The organism is Actinomadura rudentiformis, from assembly GCF_008923185.1.
GTDB classification, from domain to species: domain Bacteria; phylum Actinomycetota; class Actinomycetes; order Streptosporangiales; family Streptosporangiaceae; genus Spirillospora; species Spirillospora rudentiformis.
The window spans coordinates 306852-323359 of the sequence record NZ_WBMT01000014.1; the positions used below are offsets into that span (position 1 = coordinate 306852).

Below are 16508 nucleotides of genomic sequence, written 5' to 3' on the forward strand. Positions count from 1 at the left end.
CTGCTACGGCCTATGACTCCCAGCCGCCGCCCGTCCGGTGGCACGGCCGGCCCGGTCTCCCCGACCGCATTTATGTTGCGTGCGTGTTAAGGAGTGCCAAGCACCGGCCATCGTCATGTGGTGACGTGCACGGCATATACGCGAAATGAAGCCCACATAAAAGAAGCGGCGGAACTGTGACTCCGGTCCACTCGCCGCCTCGCCCGTCCCGGCCAGGTGAAGACCATGCTTGAGATCGCCAATCTGACGCACAGCTACGGCGAGCACGAGGTGCTGCGCGACCTGACTCTCACCGTCGCCGAGGGCGAGTTGGTGAGCATCGTCGGGCCCTCCGGCTGCGGCAAGTCCACCCTGCTGCGCTGCGCCGCCGGGCTGATGCGGCCCACCAGCGGCAGCGTCACCCTGAACGGCCAGGTCATCGACGGCGTGCCCGACAACCTCGCGGTGGTGTTCCAGGACTACAGCCGTTCCCTGTTCCCCTGGCTGAGCGTGCGCGACAACGTGGCACTGCCGTTGCGCCGCCGAGGCAAGAAGCGCGCTGACCGGCGGGCGGCGGCGATGGAGGCCCTGGCATCGGTGGGCCTGGCCGACGCCGGGCGCAAGTACCCATGGCAGCTGTCGGGCGGCATGCAGCAGCGCGTCTCCATCGCGCGTGCGCTCGCCTACCGCCCTGCCCTGCTGCTCATGGACGAGCCGTTCGGCTCGGTCGACGCCCAGACCCGCGAGGACCTGGAGGACCTGGTCCTGCAGGTGCACCGTGACGAGGGCATGACGATCCTGCTGGTCACCCATGACATCGACGAGAGCGTGTACGTCGGCGACCGTGTCGTGGTGCTCGGCCGCAACCCCGGACACGTCCGCGCCGAGATCCCGGTCGGCCTGCCGACTCCCCGCGAGCAGATCGCCACCCGCGCCGCTCCGGAGTTCGTCCAGCTGCGCGCGGAGGTCGGCCGGCTCGTGCGCGGCGCTTCGCAGCAGCAGGGCGCCGCCGCCGAGACCGCGGCCGAGTCCACCCCTGAAGCAGAGGCGACGGCCGGGACAACGACTCCGGACAGCATCGTCAAGGCCGCGACCAAGTCCGACTAGGGCGCCAGGACTCCCCGCGCCGCCGCGGATAGCCCTCGGACCAGGACCATGTCTGGATTGTGCACTTATTTGGCGTCGGCGTAGCAGTCGACGACCGCTGTCTCCATGGGGAAGACGACGGGTGTCTGGCCGAAGAGGAGGCGGCGTGCCTCGTCGGCCGCCGCGTGGACCGCCTCCGACACCTGGCCGGCGAGCTCCTTGGGGGTGTGGACGATGACCTCGTCGTGCTGGAAGAACACCAGCTGCGGCGAGCCGAGCGCGGTGAGACGGCGGCGGAGCGAGCCGATCAGCGCCAGGGCCCAGTCGGCGGCGGTCGCCTGCACGACGAAGTTGCGGGTGAAGCGGCCGCGGCTGCGCAGCGCCTGGCCCGCGCTGGCGTCGTCGCCGGTCGACGTCAGCTCCCGCCAGCCCGCGGACGGCGGCGGGCAGGTGCGGCCCAGCAGCGATCGCACGAGACGTCCCTGCTCTCCGGCGCGGGCGGCGGACTCGACGTAGTCGAACGCGGCGGGAAACCGGTTCTTCAGGATGGCGAGCAACTGCACCGCCTCACCCGTGCCGCCGCCGTACATCGCCGACAGCAACGCGATCTTCGCCTTGTCGCGGGCGCTCAGCTTGTCCGAGGGGGGACGGCCCTCCACGCCCCCCGGAACCGGCCGGGGCCTGCCCCCGAAGGCGTCGGACAGCGCGGCGTAGAGATCGCCCTGCGCGGCGGCCGCGGCGAAGGCGCGGTCACCGGCGAGCGCCGCGAGCACGCGCGGCTCGAGCTGCGCGGCGTCCGCGACCACCAGGGACCAGCCGGGGTCGGCGACGACCGCCCTGCGCAGGACGCGCGGGATCTGCAGGGCCCCGCCGCCGTTGGTGGCCCAGCGGCCGGACACCACGCCGCCGACCACGTACTCCGGGCGGAACCGGCCGCCGGAGACCCAGGTGTCGAGCCACGCCCAGCCGTGCGCGGTGTGCAGCCGGGACAGCTCCTTGTACTCGAGCAGGAACGGCACCGCGGGATGGTCGAGCTGCTTGAGGACGTGCGCCCGCGTCGAGGTGATGGTCAGGCCCGCGCTCGCGAAGGCCTTGATGATCTGCCCGGGAGAGTCGGGATTGACGTGCGCGCGGCCGCCGAACGCGGCGCTGATCTGGTCGGCGAGGGCCTGGAGCCGGCGCGGGCGCAGCCCTCCGGACGGACGGGGCCCGAGCAGGTCGGTGAGCAGCGCGTCGTGCTCCTCCGCCGACCAGGGCAGGCCGTCGTGGCTCAGCTCCGCCGCGATGAGCGAGCCCGCGGACTCCGCTGCGGCGAGCAGGGCGAAGCCGTCCAGCCCGGCGATCCGCCGCTGCTGGTCGGCGTGCACCGCGACGACCTGCTCCAGATCGTCGCCCTCGGCGGGAGCCGCGTCGTCGAAGAGCGAGGCCTGCGGTGACAGCTCCTCCGGCGGCAGCGGATCCGCTGGGACGGGCTCGCCGCGCAGCCGGGCCCACGCCGCCCGGACGGAGCGCGGCTCGCCGTAACGGCCCGCGTGCCCGAGCAGCAGGCTCTCGACGAGCTCCAGATCGTGGCAGCGCGCGACGCGCACACCAGCGCGCACCAGCCGCGGGTAGAGCCGCGCGGTCGCGGGCCATACCCAGCGCGGCGCGGTGGCGGACTCCCGTTGGGCGATGGCCGCGATGAGATCGGCGACCGGCTCGCCGGGACCGGCGGGCGAGCCGTCCTCGGCGAGGGGCCGTAGCTCTCCCCCGCCGTCCGGGTCGGCGGCCACCGCGATCCTCACCTGCTCATTCTGCCGCCGGGCAGTGACAAAACCAGGCGCTGAAAACAGGCGCTGAAAACAGGCGGGGACAGAACAGGCGGGCGAACACGAAAACCCCTCCGTGCCCGCGGGCGGGCACGGAGGGGTCCGGCGCGGAACTCAGGCGACCAGCGAGACCTGCTGGCCGGGAGGGGTGTCACCGTAGCGGTCGATGACCTTGTTGAGCTGGAGCTGGTAGTAGAGCACGCCGAAGCCGAGGATCCCGAGGAGGAACCCGATCCCGCCGCTGCAGGAGGCGGGCAGGCCGGCGGCCTTCTGCGCCTGCGCGATGCGGCCGCCGAGCTTGCACCACACGACCAACGGCCAGATGTAGAGGGTGACGGCACCGAACAGCACCGAGAGAAGGGCGTTCGTGGAGGAGTCGTCGATGCGGCGGTCGTACTCGGACAGCTCCTTGTGCACCTTGAAGAACCAGACCATGCCGTAGATGCCGAAGGTGATCATCGGCAGTCCGAGCCAGGCTGCGGCCGGGTTGCGGCGCTTCATGTTGAGACCGGCGGCGCGCGCGACGGGCGCCTGCTGCTGGTGAGCGGGAGCGGGCGCGTATCCGCCCTGCTGCTGCTGCGGCTGCTGATATGGCTGCTGCTGACCCTGAGGGGGGTAGCTCATAACTAGAACTCCTGAGGGACGAGTCACGGTTCGGTGACCGTCCGCTGTATTCGGTCATCCGGGGGTGAGATCAGACTGTACGACAGCAGAGACGATCAAGAGGGGAATATCGAGAAGATTGTCTGGATATCCTGTGACATTCCGCCCAGTTGGCCCGGCCGGATCCGGTCAGCGCAGCGGAATCGTCACCTCGTCCTCGCACGGCGGGTCGATCTCGTGCTCCAGGCAGCCGCTCGCCGCAAAGCACCGGAGCCGGACCTCGTCCCCGGTGACGTCGACGCGCAGGAAGCTCTTGAAGAACGGCGGGCGGTCCCAGTCGGCCAGCTCCGACCTGAATCGCTGCGGCAACTTCCGTACCGGCAAACGGGTCAGCTTGGTGCGGCGCCACCCGTCATGGGGCACGCCCAGCAGCGCGGCGACGAAACGTGCGCGCCGCGACGCCGGGACACCGTCGTATCCACGGCCCGGCTCGATGCCCAGCCGATGCTTGACCGCCGCGGTGGCCTCCTCGGGCGTGAGTGAGAACAGCCGGGGCAACCGCAGCCACTTGCCGTACATCTGGCTGTACCGCGACAGCGAGTCGCCGCGCAGCGGGTAACAACGGAACTCCGACTCGTCGACGACCTGGGTCTTCGGGATGACGTGGGTGGCGTGCATGAACGCTCCGCCGCCACCGGCCACCACGTACTGGATCGTGCGGCCGTCGAGGGTCTCGATCGGATAGCGCTGGTAGTTGTGGATGTCGCCGCCGATCGCCGCGACGTAGTTGTGCGCGGGATCCTGCACGATCTCGTCGATCGTGCCGCCGCCCTCGATCCGGCCGGGCTTGTGCCGGTCGTCCACGTACAGCGGCTTGCCGGTGATGAGCAGCTTGGGCTTGGGCCCGGCCGACATCTCCCGCAGCCACTCCCCCTGGTCACGGTCGAGTCCGCCGGTGATCCCGGTGTCGATGCCGATGATGCGCAGCGCCGGGGTGTCGATCGCCCAGTACGGGCCGGGCTGCGCGCCACGCTGACCCGGCGCGCCGCGGTACTTCGCCCGGGCCGCCGCAAGCGTCTCCTCGTCGACCGGCCCCGACCTGCGCCAGAGCAACCGGGGCAGCAGCCTCAGCGGGCCGCTCCAGGGCTCTGGATGGCACGCCAAGTCGAGGTCGCAGAAGACGCGCAGGAAGCCCCGCAACCCGTCGTACCAGTCATGGTTGCCGGGCACGGCGTAGATCGGCCCGGGGTAGTCCTTGTACGGACGGAAGTACTTGGTCTCGTAATGCTCTGCTTCCCCGGACGGATAGACGACGTCGCTCGCGATCACCATGAAGTCGGTGTCCTTGCCCGCCTTGAGCGCGGGCGGCACCACCGCGTACTGGGAACGATCGCCCTCGCCGGTGTCGCCCAGCAGGAGGAACGAGAACTCCGGGCTCGGCCTGTGCACGGTGAACGCGGCGGGCGTGCCCCGTTCGGCCAGCGCGGAGACGCAACGGCGGCGGATGCCGTTGGACGGGTCGCCGAACCACCGCGCGATCACATCGTTGCGCGAGCGCCACAGCACGGCCGGCCGCCGCCAGGAGAAGCCGGGCACCCGGTCGTCCGGCATCAGCTCGGTGAACGCGCCCGGCCGCTGACAGGCCCAGCCGGCGCCCGCCTCCGACGTACGCGAGTTGTCGGGACCGTGCCCGGGCGCCACCGAGTCCTCGGCGTGCAACAGAAACCTCCGGGGGGTGAGGGGGTAACCACACCCTGTCCCGGAGGTGATCTGTGCGTCAAGCGCTCGCGGAAAGCCCGGAAGCCCTTAGTGGGCGCCGGTTCCGGTGAGCGCGCGGACCTCGAGTTCGGCGTAGAGCCCGTCGTCCTCGGGCCGGCGGCCGGCGGTGATCGTGCCCAGTGCGGCGGCGATGAAGCCGACCGGAATGGAGATCAGCCCGGGGTTCTCGAGTGGGATCGGCGCCTTGGTCGTGCAGGAGAACAGCGCGTCGGGATTGCCGACCGCCTTGGAGTCGGCCGGAACGCCGCAGTCGGCGGCCTTCTCGGCGGCGAGCTTGACACCCGGCTTGGTCTCCGAGGCGCCGCCCCACGCGACCGGCGACAGCAGCACCAGGACGACGGCCGAGATCAGGCCGCCGTAGATGCCCCAGACCGCGCCGCGCGTGTTGAACCTCTTCCAGAAGAGGGAGAAGAGCAACGTCGGCAGGTTGGCCGAGGCGGCGACCGCGAAGGCGAGGGCCACCAGGAACGCCACGTTCAGACCGCGGGCGAAGATGGAGAGCACGATCGCGATGGCGCCGATGATCAGCGCGGCGATCCGCGCCATCCTGACCTCGTCCCGCTCCGTCGCCTTGCCGCGCTTGAACACGTTCGCGAACAGGTCGTGCGCGAACGAGGACGACGACGCCAGCGTCAGCCCGGCGACCACGGCGAGGATCGTCGCGAACGCCACCGCCGCGATGACGGCCAGGAAGACCGCGCCACCCGTCGAACCGGCCCCGCCGCCGAGTTCCTCGGCCAGTTGCGGTGCCGCGGTGTTGCCGCCGGGATTGGCCTTCCTGATCGCGTCACTGCCCACCAGCGCCGCGGCGCCGAAGCCGATGACCAGCGTCATCAGGTAGAACGCGCCGATGATGCCGATGGCCCAGTTGACCGACTTGCGGGCGGCCTGGGCGGTCGGCACCGTGTAGAAGCGGATCAGGATGTGCGGCAGGCCCGCCGTGCCCAGCACCAGCGCCAGGCCCAGCGACAGCAGGTCGAGCTTGGACCACATGTCGGTGGCGCCGTACCTGAGGCCGGGCTGGAGGAACGCGTCGCCCTTGCCGCTCTTGTCCGCCGCCGCGTCGAGCAGCGTGGAGAGGTTGAAGCTGTACTTGGACAGCACCCAGATCGTCATCACCAGCGCGCCGCTCATCAGCATGACGGCCTTGACGATCTGCACCCACGTGGTGCCCTTCATGCCGCCGACCGTGACGTAGAAGATCATGAGAGCGCCGACGACCACGATCGTCCAGATCTTGGCGGCCTCGCCCTCGGTGCCCAGCAGCAGCGAGACCAGGGCGCCCGCACCGACCATCTGAGCGAGCAGGTAGAAGATGCTCACCACGATGGTGGAGATCCCGGCGGCGGCGCGGACCGGCCGCTGCCGCATCCGGAAGGCCAGCACGTCGGCCATGGTGAACCGGCCGGAGTTGCGCAGCATCTCCGCGACGAGCAGCAGCGCCACCAGCCACGCGACCAGGAAGCCGATCGAGTAGAGGAAGCCGTCGTAGCCCGACAGCGCGAACAGGCCCGCGATGCCGAGGAACGAGGCGGCCGACATGTAGTCACCGCCGATGGCCAGGCCGTTCTGGAACGCGGAGAAGGACCGGCCGCCCGCGTAGTAGTCGGCGGCGGTCTTGTTCTGCCGGCTCGCCCAGATCGTGATGTAGAGCGTGACGGCCACGAACAACGCGAAGAGGATCAGCGAGATCGTGCGGTGCTCGTTGTCGGCTCCCTGCGCCAGCACCGGCGCGGCGAGAAACTCCCTCACTTGCCCTCCTCCTCGTCCGGCAGTTCGCCCTTCGGCTCGCCCTTCGACGGCTCAGCCTTCGACGGCTCGTCCTTGGAGGGCTCATCCTTCGACGGTCCGGCCGCGGTCTCCTTGGCCCCGGCCTCCTCGGCCCCTGTCTCTTCAGCCGCGGTCTCCTCGGCGGCTGGAGCCTTCTCGGCCGGAGCCCCGGGGGTCGCCGGGGCTTCCGGAGCCTCGGGCGCGCCCGTCTCCAGGAGAGCGGCGCCCGGCGCCACGGCCCGGACCGCCTCGCCCATCGGCTCCAGCTTGCGGCTGGAGTACCGCTCGTAGGCCCAGGCGATGAGGAAGGTGGAGAGGAACTGGAGCAGGCCGAAGACCAGCGCGACGTTGATCTGGCCGACGACCTTGGTGTTCATGAAGTCGCGCGCGTAGGCCGACAACACGACGTAGAGCAGGTACCAGATCAGGAACGCCGCCGTCATCGGGAACACGAAGCGGCGGAAGGCATGCCGGAGTCGCTTGAACTCCGGGCTCTCACTCAACTGCAGGTAGACCCCGTTCTCGATCGGGCCGTTGCCGGCGCCCGTCGAGCCAGGGCCTGACGTATCCGCTGTCACGCACACCTCCGGGGAAAGATCTCCTCGCCAATCTCACCAGGGAGCATGATCGTGATGCGGCCCCGGCGTGGCCGGTGCAGGACATTTGACCAAGAACTTGGTTGGCCCCTGCAAGGCCGGAGACCCGGTCGATGCGCGAGCGATGCCGGACTGAGACCTGCGTCACACAAGCAGTGCGTGACCGCAGTCTGGCACACCCGGCACGCGCGTCACTCGACCACGAAGGTACGCGTGTCGCCGGTGGGGACGATCTCCCTGCCGAGCGGCAGCAGCGAGACCGGCACCAGCTTGAAGTTGGCGATCCCGAACGGGATGCCGATGATCGTGATGCACAGCAGCACGCCGGTCACCAGATGGCTGAGCGCCAGCCACCAACCCGCCACGATCACCCAGATGACATTGCCCAGGCAGGAGCCCGCCCCGGCGCCGGAACGACGCACGACGGTGTTGCCGAACGGCCAGAGGGAGAACAGCGCGATCCGGAACGACGCGATGCCGAACGGGATGGTGATGATCAGGATGAAGCAGATGATGCCCGCGACCGCGTAACCGACGGCCAGCCAGAATCCCGACAACACGAGCCAGATGACGTTCAGGAGGGTGCGCACGGGACCCACTCTAGGAGCATCGGGTCACGGGGCCTCATGAATACGCCGTCTGCGGGCATCATGGGTCCCCCCAGAACGGCGACTTGCGCCTCCCATGATGCCTCCGCAGACGGCTGAGGGTCCCGTAAACCGGGACATAAGGAACGCTATCCAGTCGTCCGTAATGCCTGTGTAAACCGACCCAAAACAAGTCGGCCAGATCTCCCACGCGGCTGGTCAAGACGCCGGGCAGCAGGCCAGGGCGCTAGGCGGCAGGTCAGGGTGCCAGCACCCGGAGGGCGCCCGGCATGACCTTGGCGGTGACCGGGAGCTCCCCGGGCAGCTCGCCGTCCGCCCCGTACGGCAGGATCCGGCCCGGCGTGGTCAGCTCGATCCGCACCTCGCGGCCGCGCACGACCTCGACCTGGGCCCGGCCGACGTGCGACCCGTCCTCCAGCTCGCGCATCACCTTGAAGAACAACGGCTTCGGGGCGTGCTTGATCATCACGACGTCCAGCAGCCCGTCGTCCACCCGGGCGTCCGGGGCGATGTGCCTGCCGAATCCGTAGTAACCGGAGTTGGCGGCGATGACCGAATACCCGCGCCGCTCGTACACCTGGCCGTCGACCGTGATCCGGTAGTCGGCGGGCCGCCAGGTCAGGATCGCGCGGAGCGCCCCGACGTAGTACGCCGCCGAGCCGTGCAACAGCCGGGTCTTGTTGGCGTTGTCGTTGGCCACGGCGTCCACGCCCGCGTAGACGCTGCCCAGCACGGGGACTCCGTTGGCCTCGATGGTGTCCACGGCGCGCGGCTCGCCCTCCAGGAGCAGGGCGGCCAGCCCTGCCGGATCTCCGGGGACTCCAAGCTGGCGGGCGAAGTCGTTGCCGCGTCCGGCGGGGACGATGCCGAAGACCGCGTCCGTACCGGCGAGCGCGCCGCCGACGCAGCCGACCATGCCGTCGCCTCCCACGCCCAGCACGACGTGCCCGGCCGCGGCCGCGCCGCGGGCCAGCGCAGTGGCGTGTTCCAGGCCGCGGCTGTACTCCACCGCCACCTCCGCACCGGCCTCCCGCAGCAGCCGTGCCAGGGGCCTCAGCGTCGCCGCCGAGGCGGATCCGCCCGCCGTGGGGTTGACCACGGCGGTGAAGGCACGGAAGTTCATGGGCGCTCCGCTTCGGACCAGCGGGACTCCTGACCGGCCGACGGGACGAGGACGCCCGGGTTGAGGATGCCGGCCGGATCGAGCCGGTCCTTGATCGCGCGCAGCACGTCCGTGGCGAGCGGGCCGATCTCCCAGGCGTACCAGTCGCGGTGGTCGGTGCCGACACCGTGGTGGTGGCTGATCGTGCCGCCGGCGGAGATGATCGCGTTGTTGGCGGCGTGCTTGGCCTTCGCCCAGTGCCCCAGCGGGTCGTCCTCTCCCTGAGCCGACACGACGGTGAAGTAGAGCGAGGCGCCCGTCGGATAGACGTGCGAGATGTGGCACATCACGAGCGGTGGCGTACCCGCCCCCGCGAGCACCGTGGTGAGCGCGCCCTTGACCGCCTCGTACAGCGCGGGGATGCCGGACCAGAACGTCGCGGTCTCCAGAGTCTCGACGAAGGCTCCGGCGTCCAGCAGCGAATCGCGCAGGTAGGGGGCGTTGAACCGGCCTCGCTCCCACTTCTCCCCCGGGCCGGGCCCAAGGCACTCGCCGCCCGCCCCTGTGAGGACGGCGTGCACCTTGGCCCGGCGTTCGGCGACCTCGTCCGGGGTGCCCTCGAAGCCCACGACGGCCAGGCAACCGGCGGCCTCCGGCAGGCCACGGCCGACGGCGCCGGGATCGGCGAGCCCGATCACGGTCTCGGCCTCGTCGGAGAGCCGCAGCACGACCGGCATCGGCCCGTCCTGGGCGAGCCGCCTCAGCGCGGCGGTGCCCGTCTCGAACGAGGCGAACCGCCAGCCTTCGTACGAGGCGGACTCGGGAACCGGGTGGATCCGCACCGTGACCGAGGTGATCACGCCGAAGGCCCCCTCGGATCCGAGCACGAGCTGGCGCAGGTCGGGTCCGGCCGCCGACTTGGGCGCCCGCCCCAGGTCGAGCATGCCCTCGGGCGTGGCAACGGTCAGGCCCACCACCATCTCGTCGAAACGCCCATAGCCGGCCGACGCCTGCCCGCTCGAACGGGCCGCGGCGAATCCCCCGATCGAGGCCCATTCGTACGACTGCGGGAAATGCCCGAGCGTGTAGCCGCGCTCACGGAGCAGAGCCTCCGCCTGGGGCGCGCGCAGTCCCGGTTGCAGGACGGCCGTGCGCGACACCTCGTCCACCGACACGAGCGCGTCCATGCGGCGCATGTCGAGGGCCACGAAGGCGCGGACGCCTTCCGGCGCGAGCCCGCCCACCACCGAGGTGCCACCGCCGAACGGGACCACCGCGATCCGGCGCTCCGCACAGGCCCTCAGCACGTCCAGCACCTCGTCGTGGGTGCCCGGCAGCACGACCGCGTCGGGGGCGTCCGCCGTCTCGCCACTGCGGATCCGCAACAGGTCAGGCGTGGACTTGCCGCGCGTGTGCCGCACCCGCGACTCGTCGTCGGTCCGGACGTTCGCGGCGCCGACCGCCGCACCCAGGGCCGCCAGCGCGGTGTCGTCGAGCCGGGAGTCCGCGACCTTGAGCTCGCCGAGGGGCACCGGCGGGACGGCGCTCACGTCGCGGGAGGTCGTCACCCCGAGCAGGTCGCGCAGCAGTCCCACCACCGATTCCGGCAGCGGCGCGGCCTTGGCCGGGTCACCCCAGCCGCTCCACAACATGTCCATGGCTTACACTGTGACACATGACGTCGAATCGTCACAACAGAACGGCGGACGACGCCGTCCTGGACGCCGCGCGCGACTGCGTGCTCGCCGTCGGGGTACGCCGCACGACGCTGACCGACATCGCCCGGCGCGCCGGGGTCTCGCGGATGACCCTCTACCGGCGCTGGCCCGATGTGCGCACGATCGTGGCCGATCTCATGACCCGGGAGTGGGTCGAGATCGCCGCCGCGGTCCGCCCGCCGGACGACGGCAGCCCGGTGCGCGACCGCCTGGTCGGCAGCCTGGTCGAGGGTGTGCGGACCTTCCGGGCCCACCCGCTGCTGCGCAAGATCGTCGAGGTCGATCCCGAGCTGTTGCTGCCGTACATGCTCGAACGCCGCGGCGCCAGCCAACGGGCCTTCCTGGAGATCTTCGAGACCGCGCTGGAGGCCGGGCACAAGGACGGCACGATCCGTGCCGGCCACCCGGCACGGCAGGCGCGGTCGCTGCTCCTCATCGTCCAGTCGTTCGCCCTGTCGGCCCGGACCATGACCGAGGCCGGCGATCCCGAACTCGCCGCCGAGGCGTTCGACGCCGAGCTCCGCCACATCCTGGAGAGGACCCTCGCGCCATGACGATCTCCGCTGATCCGTCGCCCAGTGCCGGTTCCTCCCTCAACGCGGCGCGCCGCGCCCGCGAGCTGGCCGCCGTCCCCGGCGAGGTGGTGGACGTCCTGGTCGTCGGCCTCGGCGCCACCGGTGCGGGCGTGGCGCTGGACGCCGCGTCCCGGGGGCTGTCCGTCGTGGCGATCGACGCCCACGACCTCGCGTTCGGCACGTCCCGGTGGAGCTCCAAGCTCATCCACGGCGGCCTGCGCTACCTGGCATCCGGGCAGATCGACGTCGCCCACGAGAGCGCGGTCGAACGAGGCGCCCTCATGGAGCACACCGCCCCGCACCTGGTCCGCGCCCTCCCGTTCGTGCTGCCCCTGACCCCGATGGTGTCCCGTTCCCAGGCGGCGGTCACCCGTGCCGGGCTCCAGGCGGGCGACCTCCTGCGCCTTGCTGCCCGCACCTCCCGGCGGACCCTGCCCGCCCCCCGTCGCCTCTCCACGGTCGAGACGCTCCGCCTCGCCCCCGCGCTCCGGCCGTACGGCCTGCGCGGCGGGCTGCTCTCCTGGGACGGCCAGTTGGCCGACGACGCCCGCCTGGTCACGGCCCTCGCCCGGACCGCCGCCGCGCACGGCGCGAAGATCCTCACCCGCTGCCGCGCGCTGACCCTCTCCGGCGACGGGGCGCAGGTCTGTGACGAGCTCACCCGCCGTACGTTCGGCATCCGCGCCCGGAGCGTCGTCAACGCCGCCGGTGTCTGGGCGGGCAGCCTCGTGGACGGGGTGCGCCTGCGCCCGTCCCGGGGGACGCACCTGGTCATCCGGGCCGAGAGCCTCCGCGGCCTCACCGCCGGGATGCACATCCCTGTCCCCGGTGCCAACAACCAGTTCATCCTGGTGATCCCCCAGGGTGACGGCCGGGTCTACATCGGTCTCACCGACGAGCCCGCCGACGGCCCGATCCCGGATGTGCCCACGCCCACCGAGGCCGAGATCGGCTTCCTCCTGGACACCCTCGACTCGGCGCTGGACGTGCCCGTCCGCCGCGACGAGGTGATCGGCTCGTTCGCCGGCCTGCGCCCGCTGCTGGACGACCGGCACGGCAGCACGGCCGACATCTCCCGGCGCCACGCCGTGCTGACCTCCCCTGACGGGGTCGTCACGGTCGTCGGCGGCAAGCTCACCACGTACCGGCGCATGGCCCAGGACGCGGTCGACGCCGTGCTCGCGGCCAAGCCGGGGCTGGACGCCGGCCCCTCCCGGACCGCCCGGCTGCCCCTCGTCGGCGCGGCGTCACCCCGCGACCTGTCCGCCCTGGACGCACCGCGCCGCCTCGTCCAGCGCTATGGCGTGGAGGCGCCGTTGCTGGCGGCACAGGCGCACGACGACGCCACTCTCCTGGAACCCGTGATCCCCGGCCTGCCCGTCCTCAAGGCCGAGCTCGCCTGGGCCGTGCGCCACGAGGGCGCGCTCGACGCGAGCGACCTCCTCGACCGGCGCACCCGGATCGGCCTGGTCCCGGCCGAGCGCGAGGCCGCCCTGCCCGTCGCCGAGACCTTCGTCACCACCCGGGCCGTGGTCGGGTGATCATTCACGGATCCGGGGTATGGGGTGTGTCACTTGCCCTCGGTGGGGAGAGTGGGATTAGGTTAGCCTGACCTAATTCCGCTGCGTCAACGGGGGACGACTTTGCCGCGCCTGAACAGCTGCGACCATTGCCCGGGGAGTCACACCGGGGAACGGCCGTGCCTGGGGACCGCCACCACCAAGGCGCGCAGCTGGTTGCTGATCGAGCATCCCGGCCCCTGGCCCGAGCGCGTCGAGCACCTCGACGGGCCGCTGGGCGACGTCGTGCGGGCCGCTCAGGCCGCAGGCGTGCGACCCCAGCTGATCCGGCGGACGGGCCGGCGGCGGGCCACCCCGCCCTTTCAGGTCTACGTGGGCTTCTCCGCCGGCGCCGACGTGTGGCTCGAAGGCCGCGAACTGGCCGATCCCGCGGAGCTGGACGAGCTCGATCTCGCGGCCGTCGCCGAGGGTCGGCGGCCGGGGTTCGGGGAGGTCTCAACCGAGCCTGTACTGCTGGTCTGCACCCACGGGCGTCGCAACGCCTGCTGCGCCCGTACGGGTGCCCCACTGGCACGGGATCTCACGGGGCGTTTCGGGCCTCTTGTATGGGAAACCACCCATGTGGGCGGAGACCGCTACGCGGCAAACCTTGTATGTCTTCCACATGGGATCTACTACGGAGACCTCGGTCCGACCGAGGCCGTCCGAGCCGTGGACGCCTATATGGAGGGCGAGGTCGTCCTCGACCGGCTGCGTGGCCGGGCGGGACTGCCGGAGGCCGCACAGGCCGCGGAGCACTTCGTCCGTGCCCAGGTAGGAGCGCTGGGGGTGTCCGAGGTCAACGTCGTGTCGCTCGCGGGAACAAATCCCTACGAAGCGGTTGTTCAAGTACAGGGCAACCGTTACCGGGTGACCGTGGAGAGCACGGTGGCGGCCCATCCGTGTGGGACGGACTGCCAAGAGAACATCGAGACCTACATTGTTAGGGAACTCACCCTTCTCAACGAGGCGGCCCTCGTGTAATCTCTCGGAGGCCCCAATTGTTGGGTCTCCCTGCCGCATGGCCCCACTTCCCGGAGAACCGGGCGGGGAACAGAGCGGCAACTCCAGACGTTGGACCTTTCGGCGCTTCTGCAGCGATCGAGCGTCCATGTCCGAAATTGCTCAGTAAACAACCAAGGTGGGTGTTCCATGGCTCAGGTACGTCGGCAGGCAAACCTCCCTCGTCCCAGCTGGGGCTGGCAGGACGCCGCGGCGTGCCGGGGGGAAGACCTTGTGCTCTTCTTCGGTCCGGACGGCGAGCGTCAGCCCGAGCGCGAGATTCGCGAGCGCAAGGCCAAGCAGATCTGTATGGGCTGCCCCGTGCGCGCGGAATGCCTGGACTACGCAGTGTCCAGGCCGGAGAAGTACGGCACGTGGGGCGGGCTGAACGAGGATGAGCGGGCCTCCGAGCGCCGCCGCCGGATGCGTCGCGCCAACGCCGCCTAAGGCACGGCCGCAAGGTCCCCTCGCGGTTTCCCATCGCGCACCCCGGCACGCCACCGGAAAACGTCACGGCCCCGCACATGCGGGGCCGTTTGCGTGCCCGGTCTCGTTCGCGCCACGAAGTAACCGGTTACATGTGCGTCACAGCTCTGTCACGGGAGGACGTGACATTGAGTGTGCGGCGGGTTCCCGGCATTCGCGTCGCGGCGACATGCTTTACCGGATTCGGCGCCGTTCCGACGGCTATTCCGGCAAATTCGAGCAGAACCATTCCGAGCTGAGCCGGGCCACCTCGCGGAGCGCCCCCGGTTCTTCGAACAGGTGTCCCGCTCCCGGCACCACGGCCAGGCGGTGCCCGGCCCCGGGATCCATCCTTTCCAGTGCCTGTTCGTTCAGCGCCAGCACATCGGTGTCGTGGCCGCCGACGATCAGCAGGGTCGGCGCCCGTACCGCGCCCAGTGCATGTGCCGCCAGGTCAGGGCGGCCGCCGCGGGAGACCACCGCGCCCACGTCACGGGGGGTGCTGGCCGCCGCCACCAGGGCCGCGGCGGCCCCCGTGCTGGCGCCGAAGAGCCCCACGGGACGCCCGGTGAGCGCACCGGCCTCCTCCGACCGCACCCACGCCACCACCCGGCTGAGCCGCCCGGCCAGCAGCGGCACGTTGAACCGCAGCTGCGCCGTGTGCAGATCTTCGATCTCCTCTTCGGGCGTCAGCAGATCGAAGAGCACCGTGGCGAGGCCTCGCTTGGTGAGCCGGGCGGCCACCTCACGGTTGCGCGGGCTGCGCCGCCCGCTGCCGCTGCCGTGCGCGAACACGACCACGCCACCGGGCGCCTCCCCCACGGGCTCGGAGATCTCCGCCTCCAGCCGGACGTCACCGGCGGGCACCAGCAGCGTGCTCATCGTGGTGACCCGCCCGCGGCCCGGTCCAGCCAGGAGAGGACGTCGTCGTCGGTGAGCTGGTCGAAGTGCCGGTACCACTGCCCGACCGCGCGGAACGCCCAGGGAGTGGCCAGCACCACCAGATCGTCCGCCTCGGGCTCCAGCACCCGGATGGTCTCGGCGGCTCCCACCGGCACCGCCAGCACCAGCCTGGACGGACCCTTGGCCCGGACGGCCCGAAGCGCGGCCCGCGCGGTGCCGCCGGTGGCCAGGCCGTCGTCGACGATGACAACGGCACGGCCCGCCACGGGCGGCAGCGGGCGGTCGCCCCGGTAGGCGCGAATCCGCCGCGCCAGCTCAGCGCGCTCCGCCGCCACAGTGGCGGCGAGGTCCGCCTCCATGAGCCCGAGCCGTTCCATCAAGTCATGGTCGAAGACCGGCTCGCCGCCCTCGGCGATCGCGCCCACGCCCAGCTCGGGCTGGCGGGGATAGCCGATCTTGCGCGTCACCAGAACGTCGAGAGGCACCGGCTGGTCGGGCGCGGACAGCCGCCGGGCCACCTCATACCCGACGGGCACGCCGCCCCGCGGCAACGCCAGCACCACGGGATCGCCGAGGCCGAGCGGCACCAGCCGGGCGGCGAGCACCCGGCCGGCCTCGGCGCGGTCGGCGAACGGCAGTCTGACGGTTTCCGATTCGGGAGCCGTGTCGCGTGCAGGCCTGTTCCAAGGCATCGGCGCCACCCCCTCCTGGGGTTGCGAAAGAGCGCCTAACCCTGCCTTACCCACTTTCGGTCGCGATCCTGCTTTCGCTCCCCTCACCCTGGTACGCGGCAGAAGAGCACGGGCAGTTCCGGGGGTGCAGGCGGCGGAGCCCCTTGCCAGGGCCGTAGGGGCGGAACCCATGCCCGGGACGGTGGCCGCCGCGAAGCAAGCCCGCCGACCCGGCGCGGGGGTGTGGGGAGTCGCCCCCACAAAGGAGGCTCGGCACGGGGGGG

At 71.2% G+C, this 16508-nt stretch carries 15 protein-coding genes; 5 read left to right on the forward strand and 10 right to left on the reverse strand.

Features of this window, described 5'->3' with window-relative positions:
• Positions 1–225: 225 nt before the first annotated feature.
• Positions 226–1086 carry an ABC transporter ATP-binding protein gene (locus F8566_RS28910; RefSeq protein WP_151564990.1) on the forward strand — a complete coding sequence of 287 codons (861 nt, stop codon included), beginning with the start codon at positions 226–228 and terminating at the stop codon, positions 1084–1086.
• Between the two features lie 65 nt (positions 1087–1151).
• Here F8566_RS28910 and F8566_RS28915 read toward each other — a convergent pair whose 3' ends face one another.
• From F8566_RS28915 to F8566_RS28950, 8 genes are all read right to left on the reverse strand, one after another.
• On the reverse strand, positions 1152–2849 hold the full coding sequence (locus F8566_RS28915; protein ID WP_192809905.1) for a bifunctional 3'-5' exonuclease/DNA polymerase: 1698 nt from the start codon (positions 2847–2849) through the stop codon (positions 1152–1154).
• 138 nt (positions 2850–2987) lie between these two features.
• Entirely contained in the window at positions 2988–3497 is a 510-nt protein-coding gene (locus F8566_RS28920) for a DUF4234 domain-containing protein (protein ID WP_151564991.1), read from the reverse strand.
• A gap of 168 nt (positions 3498–3665) precedes the next feature.
• On the reverse strand, positions 3666–5195 hold the full coding sequence (locus F8566_RS28925) for a metallophosphoesterase family protein (RefSeq protein ID WP_225993615.1): 1530 nt from the start codon (positions 5193–5195) through the stop codon (positions 3666–3668).
• 87 nt (positions 5196–5282) lie between these two features.
• Entirely contained in the window at positions 5283–7007 is a 1725-nt protein-coding gene (locus tag F8566_RS28930) for a solute symporter family protein (protein ID WP_151564992.1), read from the reverse strand.
• Entirely contained in the window at positions 7004–7603 is a 600-nt protein-coding gene (locus F8566_RS28935) for a DUF485 domain-containing protein (RefSeq protein ID WP_225993616.1), read from the reverse strand. Before F8566_RS28935 ends, F8566_RS28930 begins: the two co-directional genes overlap by 4 nt.
• Before the next feature lie 209 nt (positions 7604–7812).
• Positions 7813–8211 carry a YccF domain-containing protein gene (locus F8566_RS28940; protein ID WP_151564993.1) on the reverse strand — a complete coding sequence of 133 codons (399 nt, stop codon included), beginning with the start codon at positions 8209–8211 and terminating at the stop codon, positions 7813–7815.
• A gap of 256 nt (positions 8212–8467) precedes the next feature.
• Positions 8468–9352, reverse strand: a complete 885-nt coding sequence (locus tag F8566_RS28945) for a diacylglycerol/lipid kinase family protein (protein ID WP_151564994.1) — start codon at positions 9350–9352, stop codon at positions 8468–8470.
• Entirely contained in the window at positions 9349–10983 is a 1635-nt protein-coding gene (locus F8566_RS28950) for an FAD-binding oxidoreductase (RefSeq protein WP_225993622.1), read from the reverse strand. The genes F8566_RS28945 and F8566_RS28950 overlap by 4 nt, the downstream gene beginning before the upstream one ends.
• A gap of 23 nt (positions 10984–11006) precedes the next feature.
• Here F8566_RS28950 and F8566_RS28955 point away from each other — a divergent pair, with 23 nt between their 5' ends.
• From F8566_RS28955 to F8566_RS28970, 4 genes are all read left to right on the forward strand, one after another.
• Complete coding sequence (locus tag F8566_RS28955; RefSeq protein ID WP_151564996.1) at positions 11007–11603, forward strand: TetR/AcrR family transcriptional regulator; 597 nt, start codon at positions 11007–11009, stop codon at positions 11601–11603.
• The gene (locus tag F8566_RS28960) at positions 11600–13165 is read left to right on the forward strand and encodes a glycerol-3-phosphate dehydrogenase/oxidase (RefSeq protein ID WP_151564997.1); all 1566 of its coding nucleotides are present in this window, start codon (positions 11600–11602) and stop codon (positions 13163–13165) included. Before F8566_RS28955 ends, F8566_RS28960 begins: the two co-directional genes overlap by 4 nt.
• A 195-nt stretch (positions 13166–13360) precedes the next feature.
• Entirely contained in the window at positions 13361–14167 is an 807-nt protein-coding gene (locus tag F8566_RS28965) for a sucrase ferredoxin (protein WP_318836446.1), read from the forward strand.
• Positions 14168–14335: 168 nt separating this feature from the next.
• The gene (locus F8566_RS28970; RefSeq protein ID WP_151564999.1) at positions 14336–14632 is read left to right on the forward strand and encodes a WhiB family transcriptional regulator; all 297 of its coding nucleotides are present in this window, start codon (positions 14336–14338) and stop codon (positions 14630–14632) included.
• 240 nt (positions 14633–14872) lie between these two features.
• On the opposite strand, the gene F8566_RS28975 is transcribed toward F8566_RS28970, so the two are convergent.
• Together F8566_RS28975 and F8566_RS28980 are read right to left on the reverse strand one after the other, a co-directional pair.
• A complete protein-coding gene (locus F8566_RS28975) occupies positions 14873–15532 on the reverse strand; it encodes a dienelactone hydrolase family protein (RefSeq protein WP_151565000.1) in 660 nt (219 codons plus the stop codon).
• Positions 15529–16245, reverse strand: a complete 717-nt coding sequence (locus F8566_RS28980) for a phosphoribosyltransferase (protein ID WP_151565001.1) — start codon at positions 16243–16245, stop codon at positions 15529–15531. Before F8566_RS28980 ends, F8566_RS28975 begins: the two co-directional genes overlap by 4 nt.
• Positions 16246–16508: the final 263 nt, after the last annotated feature.

Coding starts and splice junctions, on each gene's coding strand:
- F8566_RS28955 (WP_151564996.1), top strand. CDS start 11,007: ATGACGTCGAATCGTCACAACAGAACGGCGGACGACGCCGTCCTGGAC.
- F8566_RS28980 (WP_151565001.1), bottom strand. CDS start 16,245: ATGCCTTGGAACAGGCCTGCACGCGACACGGCTCCCGAATCGGAAACC.
- F8566_RS28910 (WP_151564990.1), top strand. CDS start 226: ATGCTTGAGATCGCCAATCTGACGCACAGCTACGGCGAGCACGAGGTG.
- F8566_RS28945 (WP_151564994.1), bottom strand. CDS start 9,352: ATGAACTTCCGTGCCTTCACCGCCGTGGTCAACCCCACGGCGGGCGGA.
- F8566_RS28975 (WP_151565000.1), bottom strand. CDS start 15,532: ATGAGCACGCTGCTGGTGCCCGCCGGTGACGTCCGGCTGGAGGCGGAG.
- F8566_RS28970 (WP_151564999.1), top strand. CDS start 14,336: ATGGCTCAGGTACGTCGGCAGGCAAACCTCCCTCGTCCCAGCTGGGGC.
- F8566_RS28920 (WP_151564991.1), bottom strand. CDS start 3,497: ATGAGCTACCCCCCTCAGGGTCAGCAGCAGCCATATCAGCAGCCGCAG.
- F8566_RS28950 (WP_225993622.1), bottom strand. CDS start 10,983: ATGTTGTGGAGCGGCTGGGGTGACCCGGCCAAGGCCGCGCCGCTGCCG.
- F8566_RS28960 (WP_151564997.1), top strand. CDS start 11,600: ATGACGATCTCCGCTGATCCGTCGCCCAGTGCCGGTTCCTCCCTCAAC.